Origin of the sequence: Paenibacillus oleatilyticus, from assembly GCF_018998565.1 — a bacterium.
Taxonomy (GTDB): domain Bacteria; phylum Bacillota; class Bacilli; order Paenibacillales; family NBRC-103111; genus Paenibacillus_G; species Paenibacillus_G oleatilyticus.
This window is the reverse complement of the sequence record NZ_JAHNZO010000010.1, coordinates 68,247-83,155: the sequence shown is the minus strand read 5'-3', so window position 1 is coordinate 83,155 and position 14,909 is coordinate 68,247. Positions and strand designations below refer to the sequence as shown.

Genomic DNA, 14,909 nt, shown 5'->3' with positions numbered 1-14,909 from the left:
ACAACCTCGCGTTTTAATCGGGGTTGTGCCTTTTTTTATTGCCAAGGAGGATGACATCATGTTATTGGAAGCTATTTACCATCGTCCAAAATCCAACTGGGCCTATGCCTATGACGAGCGCACGATCCATCTGCGCCTGCGCACCAAGCGGGATGACGTCGAACGGGTTACCTTGATCGTCGGCGACAAGTACGCGTGGGACCGCACCGTCGAAGAGTTATCCATGACCAAGTGGGTCAGCGACACGCTGTTCGATTATTGGCATGTTGCGGTCCAGCCGCTCATGCGCCGTATGAAGTACGCCTTCCGGCTGGAAGCGGACGAAGAAACCGTCTGGTTTGTCGAGACCGGCATGCTGAACGACGCGCCGAAGGACAGCATCAAAATGTTCGATTTCCCCTTCCTGAATCCGGCGGACGTGTTTACGCCCCCGGCTTGGGTCAAAGATGCTATTTTCTACCAAATATTCCCTGAACGCTTCGCCAACGGGGACCCGAGTAACGATCCGGAAGGCGTGGAACCGTGGGGCGGCGAGCCGACGCCCAAAAACTATTTCGGGGGCGATCTGCAAGGCGTCATCGACCATTTGGATCACCTGAGCGCGCTTGGCGTCAACGCCATTTATTTCAACCCGGTCTTCAAAGCGACCACCAACCATAAATACGATACCGCGGATTATATGACGGTAGATCCTCACTTCGGCACGAACGAGACGCTGAAGAAACTGGTCGAGGCTTGCCACAAACGCGGTATCCGTGTGCTGCTGGACGCCGTCTTCAACCATTGCGGGCACACGTTCCCTCCCTTCCTCGACGTGAAGGAAAAGGGAGCGGATTCCCGTTACGCCGGCTGGTTCCACGTGCGGGAATGGCCGCTCGACGTCAAGGACGGCATTCCGACCTACGACACGTTCGCTTACGAGCCGATCATGCCCAAGCTGAATACGGAGCATCCCGAAGTCAAACAATACTTGCTGAATGTAGCCAAGTACTGGATTGAAGAAGTGGACATCGACGGCTGGCGTCTTGACGTAGCCAACGAAGTCGACCACCGCTTCTGGCGCGAGTTCCGCGACGTGGTGAAGAAGGCGAAGCCCGACGCCTACATCCTGGGCGAAATTATGCACGACTCCATGCCATGGCTCATGGGCGACCAGTTCGATGCGGTGATGAATTATCCGCTGACGAATATCATCATCGAGTTTGCCGCCAAAAAGGAACGGGACGGCGCAAGCTTCGCCAACGCCTTGGGCGCCCTCCTGGCCAGCTATCCGCAGCAGGCGAACGAGGCCGCCTTTAACCTGCTCGGAAGCCACGACACGGTGCGTCTGCTGACTCTCTGCGATGAAGACAAGCAGCGGATGAAGCTGGCCACGCTGCTTCAATTTACCCTGACCGGTACGCCCTGCGTCTATTACGGCGACGAAATCGGCCTGACCGGAGGCTACGACCCCGGCTGCCGCAAATGCATGGAATGGGACGAAGCGAAGCAGGACCGCGAGCTGTTCGCGTTCTTCCGGCAAGTCATCGCGCTGCGCAAACAATACGCAGCGCTGCGCACCGGCGACCTGACTTTCCTGTTCACGCAGGAAAACGATATGCGCCTTGCTTACGAACGTTCGCTGGGCAGCGACCGCTTGATCGTCGCCGTCAATGCGGGAACCGAAGCCGATACGCTGGCCCTGCCGGTCGCCGGCCGTCATTGGAAGGATCTATTGACCGAAGAAGACCTGATCGCAGACAACGGCGAATTGCAACTGCGCTTGCCTGCGAACGGCTTCCGTCTTCTGCTGGCGCAATAAAGGGTGCCTGCCCAAAGCCAATGTCTGCACGAAAAAAGGGACAAGCTCCGCAAGAATGCGGGACTTGTCCCCTTTCCTTTTTGCCGCTTCGATTGGTCTTCAAACGCGCCTCAACCTTTGCTTGCCCCCGCCGTCAGCCCTTCCACCAGGAAACGCTGTAAATAAATGAACAGGAGCGAGATCGGAACCGCGATCAGCACGGCCGCCGCTGCAAATAGCGTAAAATTGCTGTTCTGGTTGCTGCTGATCTGGTCGTACAGGCCGACGGCCAGCGTCCATTTGTCTCTTGTGCGCAGCACCATCCGCGCGAAAATAAAATCGATCCAAGGGCCGACAAACTGCGTCAGCGCGGCGTACGCCAGCATCGGCTTCGAAAGCGGAAGCATGATTTTGACGAAGATCGTAATGTTGTTCGCCCCGTCGATTCTTGCCGCTTCATCCAGACTGCGCGGGATCGTATCGAAAAAGCCTTTGGCAATAAAGCTTCCAAGCAGCGGAGCACCGAAAGAGTAGACGATGATCATCGCCAGATGCGTATCCAGCAGGTTCAATTCCTTCAGCAAGATGTAAATGGCGATCAAGCTCATGAAGCCGGGAAACATCCCGAGAATCAACAAGGTGGACAGCGCGGTTTTGCGTCCTTTGAACCGGAACCGGGACAGCGCGTAGCCGCACAGCAGCACCATCAGCGTGCCGAAAATCATCGATAAGGTGGCGATTTTGAGCGTATTCCAGTACCAGGTGCCGAACAGGAAGCTTTTGGACGTGAACAGCTCCGTATAATGCTCGAACACGAATTGCTCGGGAAGCAAGGTTTTGCTGTATAAGGACCGGCCCGGCCGGAAGGAGGCCAGAATGACCCACAGCGCCGGATATAAGCAGCATATGCACGCCACGATCAGAAACAGATAGCTGAACGTCAGCCGAATCGCGTTGCTTAATTTTCTCCCTATCATTGGATCATATCCTCCTCCCGGAACGAACGGGTCCTGCGGTAATTGTAGATCGAGAACGAAGCGATGATCAGGAAAATGATAATACCGACGGCCGAGGCCATGTTGAACTGGCTTTGATTCAGCGTCAGCTTATATAACCAGGTGACAAGCAGGTCGGTTGCGCCCGCGTATTGATACTCCCCTTCGACCGGATTGCCGTCCGTCAGCAGAAAAATCGCATTGAAGTTGTTGATATTTCCCGCAAACTGCGTAATCAGAATCGGAGCCGTCGTGAACATGACCATCGGCAGCGTAATGATGCGGAACTTCTGAAACGCGGTCGCCCCATCCACCTCCGCCGCCTCGTACATATCGCGCGGGATCGTCGTCAGCACGCCCATGATCAGCAGCATCGAAACGGGCACGCCGACCCACATGTTCACGACGATAACCGTCACCTTGGCCCAAATCGGGTCCGTCAGCCACGGCAGTTTCTCCAGTCCGAAATACGATAAATATTGGTTGATCGGTCCGAACTGGCCGTTGAACAGATTTCGCATCACCAGCAGAGAGATCAGCTGCGGAATGGCGTAAGGGATGATCATGATCGTCCGCCAAAACCCTTTGAAGCGGATATCCTTTTGCTGAATGATCAGGGCCACCAGAAACCCGCCGAAAAAGGTCGTGACGGTCGACAATACCGCCCAAATGATCGTCCAGCGCAAGACGCCGAAGAATGTATGGCTCCAAGTCTTGAGTCCGACAAGGTCCTTAAACGTTTGAAACCCTACCCAGTCGACCAGTTTAGCCGGGGGCATGTGGTTCGGAGAAGAATAGTTCGTGAAGGACAGCAGAATCATAAAGATGATCGGCATGATGGTAAAAAACAAAATGCCCGCCGCAGGCAGCATCAGAAACGCTTCCGCAAATCTTCTGTCCCGGATATAGGCAAGCGACTGGATGAAATTATTCGGCCTTCCCCCCGCCTCCCGCAGCTTTCCGACGAGATACGCATCCTTGACAACAAGCACGTACAGCAGGATGAACAAGCCAAGCACCAGCAAAGTAATGACGCCCTGAATCAACAAAAAGATGGAGTGGTCGCCCGGAACCATTTTGGCAATGCCGTTAACCTTCTCCAAATGCATCGCCTGTTCGCCAAGCGTTGCAATGCCCCACAGCGCCTGGCCTAAATTTTGGACGAAATACTTCAGCGCCGCCACCTCGATGAGCAGCAGCACCAGCCCTTTAAGCCATTGCCGGTTATACCATTGTCCTAAGCCTAATCCGACGCATGACAGCACCGCTGCGGTGATCCGATGTTGAGACATAGTATGACGAAGCTCCTCTCCCCGTAAAAAAATATGGAATCACCCGCCGTATTCCGCGACGGGTGAACCCAGACTCAGCCTCCCGGACCGTTATTGCTTTTTGCCGCTGTTGATGAGCTCTTTCAGACGGGTAGCCGCCGTATCGAGCGCCTCTTTCGGATCTTTGCCGTTGTTCCATACTTCCGTCAGCGCAGAATCAAGCGGATTCCAGACGCTGTCCATTTCCGGGATCGACGGCATCGGCTGCGAGTTTTTGAACTGCGCGACAAAACCGGAAATGATCGGATCGTTCTTGATTTGCGAGTCCTCTTGCGCCTCTTTGTTCGTCGGGATGGCTCCAACCTTCTTGTGCAGCAGAAGCTGCGCTTCTTTGCCGGAAGCGAATTGGGCGAACAGCTTGGCCGCGTTCGGATATTTCGAGAACGAGTTGACGTACCATGCTTTTACCCCGGAGAACGATACCGCCGGTTTGCCTCCGATCGCCGGAATCGGAGCGATGCCGAGCTTGTCGCCAAGCGCTTTCTTGTAGCCGGTCAGCTCCCACGGACCGTTGATGTCCATCGCCACATCGCCCGTCGTGAACAGTCCCCGCTTAATGTCCGGGTTAATATCGCCGGATTTCACGGGCAAAATTTCTCTCAGGCTGGCATACACTTTCATTCCTGTCAGTGCGCCTTCGTTGTTCAAGCCGATATCGGTTTTGTCCGTGCCGTTCTTGCCGAACAAGTACCCGCCTGTTGAAGCGATGAACGGATAGTTGAAGTACGTATTGCCGGTTTCCCACATGATGCCGAATTTATTTTTGTCTTTGTTCGTGAACGTTTTGCTAAAAGCGACGACGTCCTCGAACGATTTCGGAGCTTCCTTCACCAGCTCCTTATTGTAGTACAGCGCGTAGGTTTCGGCAGCCCGCGGAAAACCGTACAGCGTGTTGTTGAAGGTAACGGCTTGAATCGCGTTGTCCGTATTGTTTTTCTTCGTTTCCTCGGCAAACGAATCGTTCGGGAGAATCAATTGCGCCGATGCGGCCCGGCCCAAGTGGTCGTGCGGAAACACCACCACGTCGGCGCCTACGCCCGCCGGACCGTCGTTGGTCAGTCGGGTCACTTGATCCGTCGGAGCGATTTCGTCGATTTGAACCGGAACATTGTATTTTTCCGTAAAAAGCTTCGCGATTTCATCAGTGAACACGCGTTCATCTTTACTCTCCCAGATCACCAGCTTTGCGCCCGCTTCCGGTGTCAACGCGCCCGTTTCTCCTGCTGCCACCGGCGACTGCGCATTGTTGTTCGCTGCCGGAGTCTCGGCTTCCGGTTTGTTCGTGCCGGAGCAAGCAGTCATCGAGACGGATAAGGAGGATACGGCAACCAGCGCCAAGAGCTTCTTTTTGAATTCCATTTTTGTAAGTACCCCTTTCAGTTTCCAAAATAATTGCTCTGCCTTCGCGCTTGCGGCAGCTCTAGCTTGTGCAAACCTTTGCGCAAAATGCCGTAAAAAGTGCCACAAACAACTTTCTTTCCATGGAATCCGCGAATGAAAACGTTTCATTCTCGACATATCATAACTCACGCAGAACATTTTGTAAAAACGTTTGCACTGGTTATTTTAGCCGGTTTTTACTGAAATCCCTGCTCCCATCCCCCTTATCCTTCCATTTTCTCAGCTTTCCTACATTTTAATTCCACAATTTAGGGAAAACGAGTCCTTTTTTGATCATTCTCAAATGTTTATTTACAACGGACCGGCTTTTGCGCTAACATAAAAAAATAAACGGCATCCATTTCTGCGCCGGCTTTTGTTCAAACGTTTGCACAAGCTGTTTTTTACAATAGCCGCCTCTGATATGTTACCATGGGAGAAACATGCTTCCTTACTTGTGCAAGAAGCATCCAAGTGCCCGACATCCCGCAAGAAAGCGGCTCTCCTATCAACAGAACATCTGGAGGTTACACATCCATGGCAATCACAATCGTCGACGTCGCCAAAAAAGCCGGCGTCTCTCCTTCCACCGTATCGCGCGTTCTTTCCAATCATCCCCGGATCAGTCCGGCGACCGCGGCGAAGGTGCGGGAAGTGCTGAAGGAGCTCGGCTATCACCCCAACATCATGGCCAAGAGCCTCGTCTCCAAGACGACAAATACGATCGGTTTAATCTTGCCCAGACCGGCCGAGGAGCTGTTCCAGAACCTGTTCTTCTCCGAGGTGATCCGCGGCATCGTTACCCAATCGGCGCGTACGGGGTACGATCTTATGATGACGACAGGGACAACGGAGCGGGAAGAGCTTGAAGCCGTTACCCGGCTTGTCAAGGGTCGGCGGGTCGACGGCGTGATTTTGCTGTATTCGCGCCAAAGCGATCCGCTCATTTCGTTCATGCTTGAGCACGGCTTCCCTTTTGTCCTGATCGGGCGAAGCGAAGAGTTTCCCGATATTTTGTCGGTGGACAACGACAATGTGCAGGCGGCTTACGATGCTACCCGCCACTTGATCGCCCAAGGGCACAAGCGCATCGGATTCGTGAGCGGCCCACCGAATCTGATCGTTTCGGGCGACCGGATGAAAGGATACTTGCAAGCGCTTAAGGACGCCGGGATCGAAGCCCGCCCCGAATGGATCGTCGAAGGGGACTTTTTGCAGGAAAGCGGCTACCGGGCGATGTCGTTTTTCATGTGTCTCCCCGAACGGCCGACGGCGATTGTTGTGATTGACGACGTCGTCGCTTTTGGCGTACTGCGGGGGCTGACGGAGCTCGGCTACAAGGTCCCGGACGATCTCAGTCTGGTCGGCTTCAACAACATCTCGTTGTCCGAGCTGTCCACGCCGCCGATCAGCTCCATCGATATCGGGATTTACCAGATCGGCTACACCGCTTCGCAAACGCTCATCCGGGCCGTAAAGGGCGAGGCCATGCCCCAAAAGCGCGTGATCATTCCCCACCGCCTGATCGTGCGGGAATCGTCCCTCGTTCAAGTCAAAAACTAGGAGAGATGCAGCACATGTACACAACGAAAAAGCCTTACTTGATCGACGCGATCGTCGGAAATTCCCGATTTCTCGCCTCCCTGGGCCGCACGGGCCGGATGTACCGCCTGTGGTGGCCGCATATCGACTATCCGCAGCATGTGGACGAAATCCGCAGCGGCCTGTACATCGAGGGAACCACACCAGTGACAACCTGGTTCGACGGCGAGGAAGAAGGTTGGCGGCATGAAGCCTCCTACGTGCCCCGGACGAACATGTTCAAGACGACCGCCGTGTCCGAGCGCTTCCCGCTGTCCGCGGAGACGGTCGATTACGCCGTCCCGGGCGAAGATTTCGTTGTCCGCCAGTATACATTTACTAACCGCGGCGAGGCGCCGGTATCGTTCCGCTTTATGTATTACTCGTCGTTCCGCTCGATGGAAACGCCTTTTTACCATACCACCCAGTTTGAGGAAGCACACGATTCGCTCATGCACCTGCGGCACGAGTATATTTTTTCGGTCTCCAGTTCAAACGTTTGCACAGGATATCAAGCCGGAGCTGGCGTGTGGGAAAACGCGCAATCCGGCCATTTAAACGGGAACGGGATTGACATGAAGCCGGACGGCGCGCTGTGCTGGCACATTGAAAAGCTGGAGCCGGGCGCGGCTGTGGAGGTGCCCGTGTACATTGCGGCGGGCCAGACGCGCACTGCCTCCCAGCAATCGCTGGCCAAAGCGAAGAGCCAGCCGCATACGTACTGGTACGACTTCACGGAGAGCTACTGGCATCGATTCCTGAACGACGCCGTGCCGGCTCCCGGATCGCGAAGCGATATCCGCGAGCTGTACGAGCGTTCGCTGCTGGTGATGAAGCTAATGAGCGACGAGAAGTCCGGCAGCGTCGTGGCCGCTCCCGAGTTCGACGAGCAATTTTCCCGCTGCGGGGGCTACTCCTATTGCTGGGGCCGCGATGCCGCGTTTATTACGACGGCGCTGGACCGCGTCGGCCTGACGGAGTTGTCCGCGAAGTTTTACGAATGGACCCTCACGGCTCAGGACCCGGACGGCTCCTGGCAGCAGCGGCATTACCACGATGGCTGGCTGGCTCCGTCCTGGGGATTGCAGATCGACGAAGGCGCCTCGATTATTTGGGGCATGTGGCAGCATTATCTGCAGGTGCAAGATGAGGCTTTCCTGCAAAACGTATGGCCGGCCGTCGAACGGGGCGCCCGCTTCCTTGCCGGCTACATCGATGCGGAAACCGGATTGCCCGCTTGCAGCATGGACCTATGGGAAGAGCGATTCGCCGAGCACACGTATTCGGCGGGCGCGGTTTTTGGCGGCTTGACGGCGGCAGCCTCTTTTGCCGAACGGCTCGGCAAGCCGGAACTGGCAAGCGAATGGAGCCTCGTGGCGGAGCGCATCCGCCAGTCGATCGGCGAGCTGTGCTGGAACGAGGAGAAAGGCGCCTTCTACCGCGCTTTAAAGCTGGCGGTGCCGGAGGCGGTATATCGCGAAGCCCGGCAGCAAGGACTCGGCACCTCCGTAAGCGTCAATGCGAAAGGGTACACGACCTACTTCCTGGAGCACGACCCGATCGTCGATATCAGCCTGATCGGCATTTCCGTTCCGTTCGGCGTGTTCCCTGCCGACGATCCGCGCATGGTCCGTACAGCGGATACGATCGAGCAATACTTGACGTCCCCCGCAGTCGGCGGCATCAAGCGGTACGAGAACGACCATTACATCGGCGGCAATCCGTGGATTTTAACGACGCTGTGGCTGTGCCATTACCGCATTCATCGCGGACAATACACCGAAGCCAAGTCGCTCCTGCAATGGGCGATAGATCACCGGACGGCGGCAGGGCTGCTGCCCGAACAGGTCGATAAGCAAACGGGCGAAACCGCCTGGGTCGTGCCGCTAACTTGGTCGCACGCAATGTTTATTTTAGCCGTCACCCTGCTGGCGGAGCATGGACAGTTGGATTAAAACGTACAAGCCCTTGGTTCTCCCAGCGGGAGCGGCCAAGGGCTTGATTTGTGTTCCTGGATATTTCGCTGCGAGTACGACAGAGACCGATTAGTTGCTTGACGCGTTTACCGCGGAGCGGGATATTCGTTCAAGCCGGCCCAGCCGGTGCCCGGACCAATTTCGCCGGTTTCCCCGTTCCCTGCCCGGACATCCCCCTTCTCCAGAAACGGCGTAATTTTTACCCAATCGATGTACATCTTGTCGGTGGCAAAGTTAGGCATGCCTGCCCATTCCTTCGGAAACCAGACGCCAAGCCAAAATTTTGAGGCCGCCCGGGGCACGTTCGTATAGCTCGTATAAATCAGCTTATTGTCGACGTAAAAATCGACTCTCTTCGGATCGGTATGCCAATCGAACCGGTACACATGCCAATTGCCGTCGATCTGCTCCGGAAAGTCCGTTACCTGCGAAGTATTCCGCGCTTCGACGACCCAGGTCGTTGTCATGATTTTGCGGAGGCTCTTGTCGCCTGGCGCTTCGAAGTCGATTTCATGATTAACCTCGCCGTTGTTGAAAAAAGTCCAGAAGGCCGACACCGCGCCGAGCTTCGGCAATATTTTGGCCTTCACTTCATAGCTTCCCGACGCATAGGCATATTTCGTCACGATGGACGCCCCGGTTCGCTTGCCGTCCGCCCGCGTCGAGCCGTCGCGGTTAATTCCCCGGACCGGTCCGCTGTACAGGTCGCCGTTGCCGGTTAGCTCCACGATGCCGTCCCGGGTGACGGCCACATTGGCCGGAAGCACGCCGCCGTTCACGTCTTGACCGCCCCACTGCTGCTTCGCGATCAGCCATTTTTCAGGATCGATGCCGTTCTTGAAATCGTCAAAGAACACGCCCGGGGGATGTGGCGGCGGGAGCGGACCTACCGACTTGACCGGCGGGTCTTCATCCGGCAAGCTGCCGCCGATCTTGAGAGCGACGTCATCGACATAGGCGAATTTGCCATTGTCCGGATTTTTGTATACGTAAACCTGTACTTTCCGGGTGCCGGGAACCGTCCGGAACGAGAGTGACTTCTGCTCGTAAGCCGCAGATTCGAAGCCAAGCACAAATTTGCCTCCCGCCAGCTTCTTGTCGGAGGCATCGAGGCAGTCCGCCCCGATCCAGGCTTTTTCGCCCGGGGTGCCGGCTTTGCCCGCGCCGCTTAGCGTGACGATCGTATTTTCGCCTATCCCGTCAATCTTTTGCCCCATGCCGCCTTCGGTGGGACCAAGCTTCAGTGCCTTGGTTCCGCTTTGAACGTCGGTGGTGACCACGGTCGCCGCTCCCCAATCCTCCCACTCGGCCTTGCCCTGCTCGAAGCCTCCGTTTTTCACCAGATTCGTATCGGCCGGAAGCGTCCCTGCGGCAAGTGACGGCGCCGGGACGGAATAAATCAAGGCCGAGAGCAAAGACAATCCCAGAAGAGCGCTTACAACAACGCGAAAACTTCGCTTGGTCTTTTGATTCATAACAACCTTCCTCCCTTCCATCATTTGGATTATCATAAACGAGCCCCAGGAATGCGTCAACCTTTTCTGTAAATAACATGAAAAACACCGGTCTCGTCGAGCTCCGAACCCGGAGTCGATCCAACCGATGCTTTTTTGCGTGACTTGCTTTCCGGCTTATAACAAAAAATAAAAACTGACGCCCTTCTCGGTATTCGTTACCCCGTAACGGCTTTCGTGCAGCTCCAAGATATGCTTGACGATCGCCAGGCCCAGCCCCGTTCCCCCGGTTTTCCGGTTGCGAGAGCGTTCCGCACGGTAAAATCGTTCCCAGATGTCATCCAGCTGATCCTCGGGAATGTTCTCTCCCTCGTTATCGATGGAGACTTTGAGCCGCTCCCCGTCGCTTTCGATGCGGACGGTAATTTCGCTGCCGGGCACGGCATGACGGATCGCATTGATCAAGATGTTGAACAGCACCTGCTCGATCTTGGATTGATCCGCATAGACGGGATGCTCGCCCGCGGCCATATGAACGACCTTCAATCCCTTTTCGTTCAAATGATGCGACAGCTTGTCGACGATATCCTCGATCAGCTCGCTTACCATAAACCGGCTCTTCTTCAGCTTGATGGTCTTGGATTCCAGCTTCGTCAGCTCCAGCATATCTTTGACGAGGTCTTCCATTTTTCCGGTTTCGTCCAGAATCACTTCCAAATATCTCTCGCGCTTGCTTTCACTGATGCCGTCCCGCAGCCCCTCGGCGAATCCCTTGACAATGCTGAGCGGCGTCTTCAATTCATGGGAGGCGTTGGAGACGAACTCCTTCTGCCGCTGCTCCATCCGCTGCTTCTGCTCCATATCCGCCCGAAGCTGCTCGTTGGCCTGATGCAGCTCCTTGAGCGTATGATCCAGCGTTTCGGACAAGCTGTTCAAGCTGAGGGACAAGCTGCCGAACTCGTCGTTGCTCCGGATGGGCGATTTGGCGGAAAAATCCAATTTGGCCATGCGCAGCGCGATTTTGTTAAGCGCAAGGAGCGGTTTGGTCACGAATTTGGAAAAAATCAGCGAGAGCAGCAAAATCAGCACAATGCCGCCCACCGCGATATACAGGTAGAACAGCCGCAGCGCGTCGTAGGCCTCGCTAATCTGCTGCAGCGATGTGACCGCGAAGAGCAGCTCGCTTACTTTGCCCTCGCGGATCACGGGCTGAACCGCGATAAAGCTGCGTACGCCGGTAAGCGTCTCCGTCCATTCCTTTTCGATCATTTTGCCGCTCTGCAAATCGGTTTTCTGCTCGTCGGTAAGCGGGAACCAATTGTCAATGGCAAGGTACAATAAGCCCTGGCGCAAGTTCCATATATTCGGGCTGGGCAGCAGCGCGTCGGTGATGACGCCGGAAATTCGCTCCAACGGACCTTCGATACCGCTGGTTTCCGCGCTGCCGATGTCCTTCATTCCGGCTTTTTTTATGACGAGCGGGTAGATCAATTCTTTGGTCTGTTCGTCATCGAACACGCCCTCGACCTGAATCCGGTCGCCGCGCTGCAAGTGGGCCGCCAGCAATTCCTTCTGGTCGGACTCGGACAGCAGCATCAAGGAAATCTTGACCGAAACCCCTTTATCGTCACGGATGACGATGCGAAAAAAATTGTCGTATTTCACTTTTCCTTCCGGATTCAAGATTGCGAGCTGCGCTTTATTTTGGCTGATAAACAGCCCCATCTCGCGGGTGATACGCGGCTCGTCCCAACGGTTCGATGCATACTGCTCGCTAAAGGACTGCAGCTTTTTTTCCAATCCGGCCAATCTCTGATTCTGGTAAAACTTCTCAAAAAACAGTAATTGCCCGAGTAGAACGATTGCATAAAACAACAAGAAAAAAGACGCTGTGATCGCGAACAGCTTGAAGGTAACGCCGCCTTTTCTCATCGGTCCTCCTCGAATTTATAGCCGGCGCGGATGACGGTGCGGATATGCCGCGCCTCGTCCCCCAGCTTCCCGCGCAATTTTTTAATATGGGTGTCGACGACCCGCGGATCGCCGAAATAATCGAACCCCCATACCTGATTCAGGATCGCTTCGCGGGATAGTACGATCCCTTCGTTTTTGACCAAATAAAGCAGCAGCTCATATTCTTTGGGCGTCAGCTCGACTTCCAGCCCTTCCATTTCGACGCGGTGTGACCGTTTATTGATCGTGACCCGGCCAAAGCTGAGCATATGATCCTCTTTTCCGACTGTCCCCTCGACTCGCTTCATCAGCGTTTTAGCGCGGGCAACGAGCACCTTCGGGCTGAATGGCTTGGTAACGTAATCGTCGGCACCCAGCTCGAAGCCGAGCATTTTGTCGTCTTCCTCCGACTTCGCAGTGAGGATGATGATCGGAATCGCCGATTTGGCGCGGATCCGCTTGCATACGGCCCATCCGTCCAGCTCCGGCATTAAAATATCAAGAATGACGAGGTCCGCATTCAGACCATCCAGCATGTCCAATGCTTGCCTGCCGTTCTCCGCCTCGTAGACGGTCCACTGCTCCCTTTCGAAATAATCCGCCACAATCTCGCGAATGAGGCTCTCATCTTCGATGAGAAGAACTTTTCGTTCCATAGCAATGACAACTCCTGTTTATCCGGTAACGTGCTTTTACCTGTTCCATTATACATGAGTCTTGTGTTTTTCGTGTGTCCCGGGGAGCAATTAAAACAAGAGCCTTCTTTTGCCGATAGGACACATGAAGTACACAACGGCGCGTTATAATGTCGGCAGACAAACTTGGCGCGTTCCCATCGAAAGGATGTTCGTATGAATATGATGGCCTTTCTTCAAAGAAAAGATGTGCGGCGCTTCGGCATTCTCGCCCTCTTCTGCCTGCTGTTGTTCTGGCTGAAAGGCATGCTGAACCTCATCTTGTTGACATTTTTGATGACGTTCCTCATGGATCGTCTTCATCACTTGGTCCATCGCTGGATTAAACCGATCATTCCTGTCGATTCCAAGCTGCTCCTCTCCATTCTGTACGTATTGTTTGTCGCCGTACTGGTGGCCGGGGGCTTCAAAGTGTTTCCCTCCCTCGTTCACGAAATAGGTCAACTGATCGTCACCGTCAAGCACGTATACGCTCATCCGCAGAATGAAATCGTGAGCTATCTCGTCTCCGTCGTTCATCAGCTCGACCTTCACAGCATCATCAAGCCCGGATTGGATATGATCAAGAGGGTCGGCCATTGGGGCTTCGAATGGTTTCTGGCCGTCATTATGAGCTTGATTTTACTGCTCAGCAAATCGAGCGTCATCCGGTTCACGCACAAGCTTCGGGCGAGCAAGATCGGATGGCTGGTGGAAGAAATCGAATACTTCGGCCAAAAATTCGTCCTCACCTTCGGCAAAGTGATCGAAACCCAGCTGCTGATTGCGCTGATCAACTGCGTGCTGACGACAATCGCCTTATGGGCGATGGGCTTTCCCAATCTGTTCGGCCTGGCGCTCTTAATCTTCGTTCTTGGCTTGATTCCTGTCGCCGGCGTATTCATCTCGCTGATTCCGCTGTGCGCTATTGCGTTCAGCCTTGGCGGGTTCGTCTATGTCATCTATCTGATCGTGACGATTACTTTGATTCACGCCTTGGAAGCCTACGTGCTCAATCCGCGGCTGATGGCATCCAAGACGCATCTGCCGATCTTTTACACCTTTATCGTGCTCCTGTTCTCCGAGCATTTCTTCGGAATCTGGGGCCTGATCGTCGGAATTCCGACATTCGTATTTATCCTTGATTTATTGGAGGTTCAAACGGTGGGGCAGCCGATTCGTCTTGCGCTTCCCCCATCCCCTAAGGAGGAATGATCACAATGTTAAGAAAATCGATCCCGTTTGTGTTCGTAGCGGCGGGGCTGGGTATAGGCATGGTTTCGCTCCTGCTGGCGTTCCACGGCAAAGTGCTTTCCGCGGTGCTGCTGGTCGCGATTGCGGCCTTGCTGGACTTGTTCGGCGGCTACATTGCGGAAAAGCTGGAGCTGTCGGGCGAATTCGCCAAGGAGCTTCGTTCCTTATCGGAGCTGATTTCCTTCGGCGCCGCGCCGGCCATCATTATATATGTCGTCGCCCTGCGCGAGCTGCCGGTATACGGTACGCTGCTGACCGGGTTGTTCATGGTATGCGGCGCGCTGCGGCTGGCCCGCTTCAACGTAAAAACCTGTCAAAACCGCTGTCATATCGGTCTGCCAATTACCGGAGCCGGCTGTCTGTTGTCCGCTTTTGCCTTGTGGAACCCCCCATCGCATCTTTTGGCGGTGACGGTACTGGTCATTGTCGGGCTTTCTTTCCTGATGATCAGCACGATCAAGATCCCCGCATTTCGTCCAAACAAAGCCGTGTACGATTACGATACTGAGAACGTCTAGCACCTACGGCTGG

The 14,909-nt window shown here is 54.9% G+C and carries 11 protein-coding genes; 5 read left to right on the top strand and 6 right to left on the bottom strand.

The window, feature by feature from the left end; all coding sequences use genetic code 11:
- Positions 1 to 58: 58 nt before the first annotated feature.
- Positions 59 to 1,801, top strand: coding sequence for an alpha-glycosidase (locus KQX66_RS14810; protein WP_216793616.1), 1,743 nt, complete (start codon positions 59 to 61; stop codon positions 1,799 to 1,801).
- Positions 1,802 to 1,911: 110 nt separating this feature from the next.
- Here KQX66_RS14810 and KQX66_RS14805 read toward each other — a convergent pair whose 3' ends face one another.
- The 3 genes from KQX66_RS14805 to KQX66_RS14795 form a co-directional block, all read right to left on the bottom strand.
- Positions 1,912 to 2,757, bottom strand: a complete 846-nt coding sequence (locus KQX66_RS14805) for a sugar ABC transporter permease (RefSeq protein WP_193394410.1) — start codon at positions 2,755 to 2,757, stop codon at positions 1,912 to 1,914.
- Entirely contained in the window at positions 2,754 to 4,067 is a 1,314-nt protein-coding gene (locus tag KQX66_RS14800) for a carbohydrate ABC transporter permease (protein ID WP_216793615.1), read from the bottom strand. Before KQX66_RS14800 ends, KQX66_RS14805 begins: the two co-directional genes overlap by 4 nt.
- Before the next feature lie 90 nt (positions 4,068 to 4,157).
- Entirely contained in the window at positions 4,158 to 5,465 is a 1,308-nt protein-coding gene (locus KQX66_RS14795) for a sugar ABC transporter substrate-binding protein (RefSeq protein WP_216793614.1), read from the bottom strand.
- A gap of 558 nt (positions 5,466 to 6,023) precedes the next feature.
- Between KQX66_RS14795 and KQX66_RS14790 the strand changes: the two genes are divergently transcribed.
- Positions 6,024 to 7,049, top strand: coding sequence for a LacI family DNA-binding transcriptional regulator (locus tag KQX66_RS14790; RefSeq protein WP_216793613.1), 1,026 nt, complete (start codon positions 6,024 to 6,026; stop codon positions 7,047 to 7,049).
- 14 nt (positions 7,050 to 7,063) lie between these two features.
- Positions 7,064 to 9,022 (top strand): glycoside hydrolase family 15 protein, encoded by a 1,959-nt coding sequence (locus KQX66_RS14785; RefSeq protein WP_216793612.1) that lies wholly within the window; start codon positions 7,064 to 7,066, stop codon positions 9,020 to 9,022.
- A gap of 107 nt (positions 9,023 to 9,129) precedes the next feature.
- Here KQX66_RS14785 and KQX66_RS14780 read toward each other — a convergent pair whose 3' ends face one another.
- The 3 genes from KQX66_RS14780 to KQX66_RS14770 form a co-directional block, all read right to left on the bottom strand.
- A complete protein-coding gene (locus KQX66_RS14780) occupies positions 9,130 to 10,518 on the bottom strand; it encodes a family 16 glycosylhydrolase (RefSeq protein ID WP_216793611.1) in 1,389 nt (462 codons plus the stop codon).
- A 156-nt stretch (positions 10,519 to 10,674) separates the two neighbouring features.
- Positions 10,675 to 12,429 carry a sensor histidine kinase gene (locus KQX66_RS14775; protein ID WP_216793610.1) on the bottom strand — a complete coding sequence of 585 codons (1,755 nt, stop codon included), beginning with the start codon at positions 12,427 to 12,429 and terminating at the stop codon, positions 10,675 to 10,677.
- Positions 12,426 to 13,106, bottom strand: a complete 681-nt coding sequence (locus KQX66_RS14770; RefSeq protein ID WP_216793609.1) for a response regulator transcription factor — start codon at positions 13,104 to 13,106, stop codon at positions 12,426 to 12,428. Before KQX66_RS14770 ends, KQX66_RS14775 begins: the two co-directional genes overlap by 4 nt.
- 195 nt (positions 13,107 to 13,301) lie before the next feature.
- Here KQX66_RS14770 and KQX66_RS14765 point away from each other — a divergent pair, with 195 nt between their 5' ends.
- Both KQX66_RS14765 and pssA read left to right on the top strand, forming a co-directional pair.
- The gene (locus KQX66_RS14765; RefSeq protein WP_216793608.1) at positions 13,302 to 14,339 is read left to right on the top strand and encodes an AI-2E family transporter; all 1,038 of its coding nucleotides are present in this window, start codon (positions 13,302 to 13,304) and stop codon (positions 14,337 to 14,339) included.
- Positions 14,340 to 14,344: 5 nt separating this feature from the next.
- Complete coding sequence (gene pssA, locus KQX66_RS14760; protein WP_216793607.1) at positions 14,345 to 14,896, top strand: CDP-diacylglycerol--serine O-phosphatidyltransferase; 552 nt, start codon at positions 14,345 to 14,347, stop codon at positions 14,894 to 14,896.
- The last annotated feature ends 13 nt before the right edge of the window (positions 14,897 to 14,909 follow it).

Bases quoted from the DNA above. Each gene is read 5' to 3' on its own strand.
- KQX66_RS14795 (WP_216793614.1), bottom strand. From the start codon at position 5,465: ATGGAATTCAAAAAGAAGCTCTTGGCGCTGGTTGCCGTATCCTCCTTA.
- KQX66_RS14805 (WP_193394410.1), bottom strand. From the start codon at position 2,757: ATGATAGGGAGAAAATTAAGCAACGCGATTCGGCTGACGTTCAGCTAT.
- KQX66_RS14775 (WP_216793610.1), bottom strand. From the start codon at position 12,429: ATGAGAAAAGGCGGCGTTACCTTCAAGCTGTTCGCGATCACAGCGTCT.
- KQX66_RS14800 (WP_216793615.1), bottom strand. From the start codon at position 4,067: ATGTCTCAACATCGGATCACCGCAGCGGTGCTGTCATGCGTCGGATTA.
- KQX66_RS14770 (WP_216793609.1), bottom strand. From the start codon at position 13,106: ATGGAACGAAAAGTTCTTCTCATCGAAGATGAGAGCCTCATTCGCGAG.
- KQX66_RS14790 (WP_216793613.1), top strand. From the start codon at position 6,024: ATGGCAATCACAATCGTCGACGTCGCCAAAAAAGCCGGCGTCTCTCCT.
- pssA (WP_216793607.1), top strand. From the start codon at position 14,345: ATGTTAAGAAAATCGATCCCGTTTGTGTTCGTAGCGGCGGGGCTGGGT.
- KQX66_RS14810 (WP_216793616.1), top strand. From the start codon at position 59: ATGTTATTGGAAGCTATTTACCATCGTCCAAAATCCAACTGGGCCTAT.
- KQX66_RS14785 (WP_216793612.1), top strand. From the start codon at position 7,064: ATGTACACAACGAAAAAGCCTTACTTGATCGACGCGATCGTCGGAAAT.
- KQX66_RS14780 (WP_216793611.1), bottom strand. From the start codon at position 10,518: ATGAATCAAAAGACCAAGCGAAGTTTTCGCGTTGTTGTAAGCGCTCTT.
- KQX66_RS14765 (WP_216793608.1), top strand. From the start codon at position 13,302: ATGAATATGATGGCCTTTCTTCAAAGAAAAGATGTGCGGCGCTTCGGC.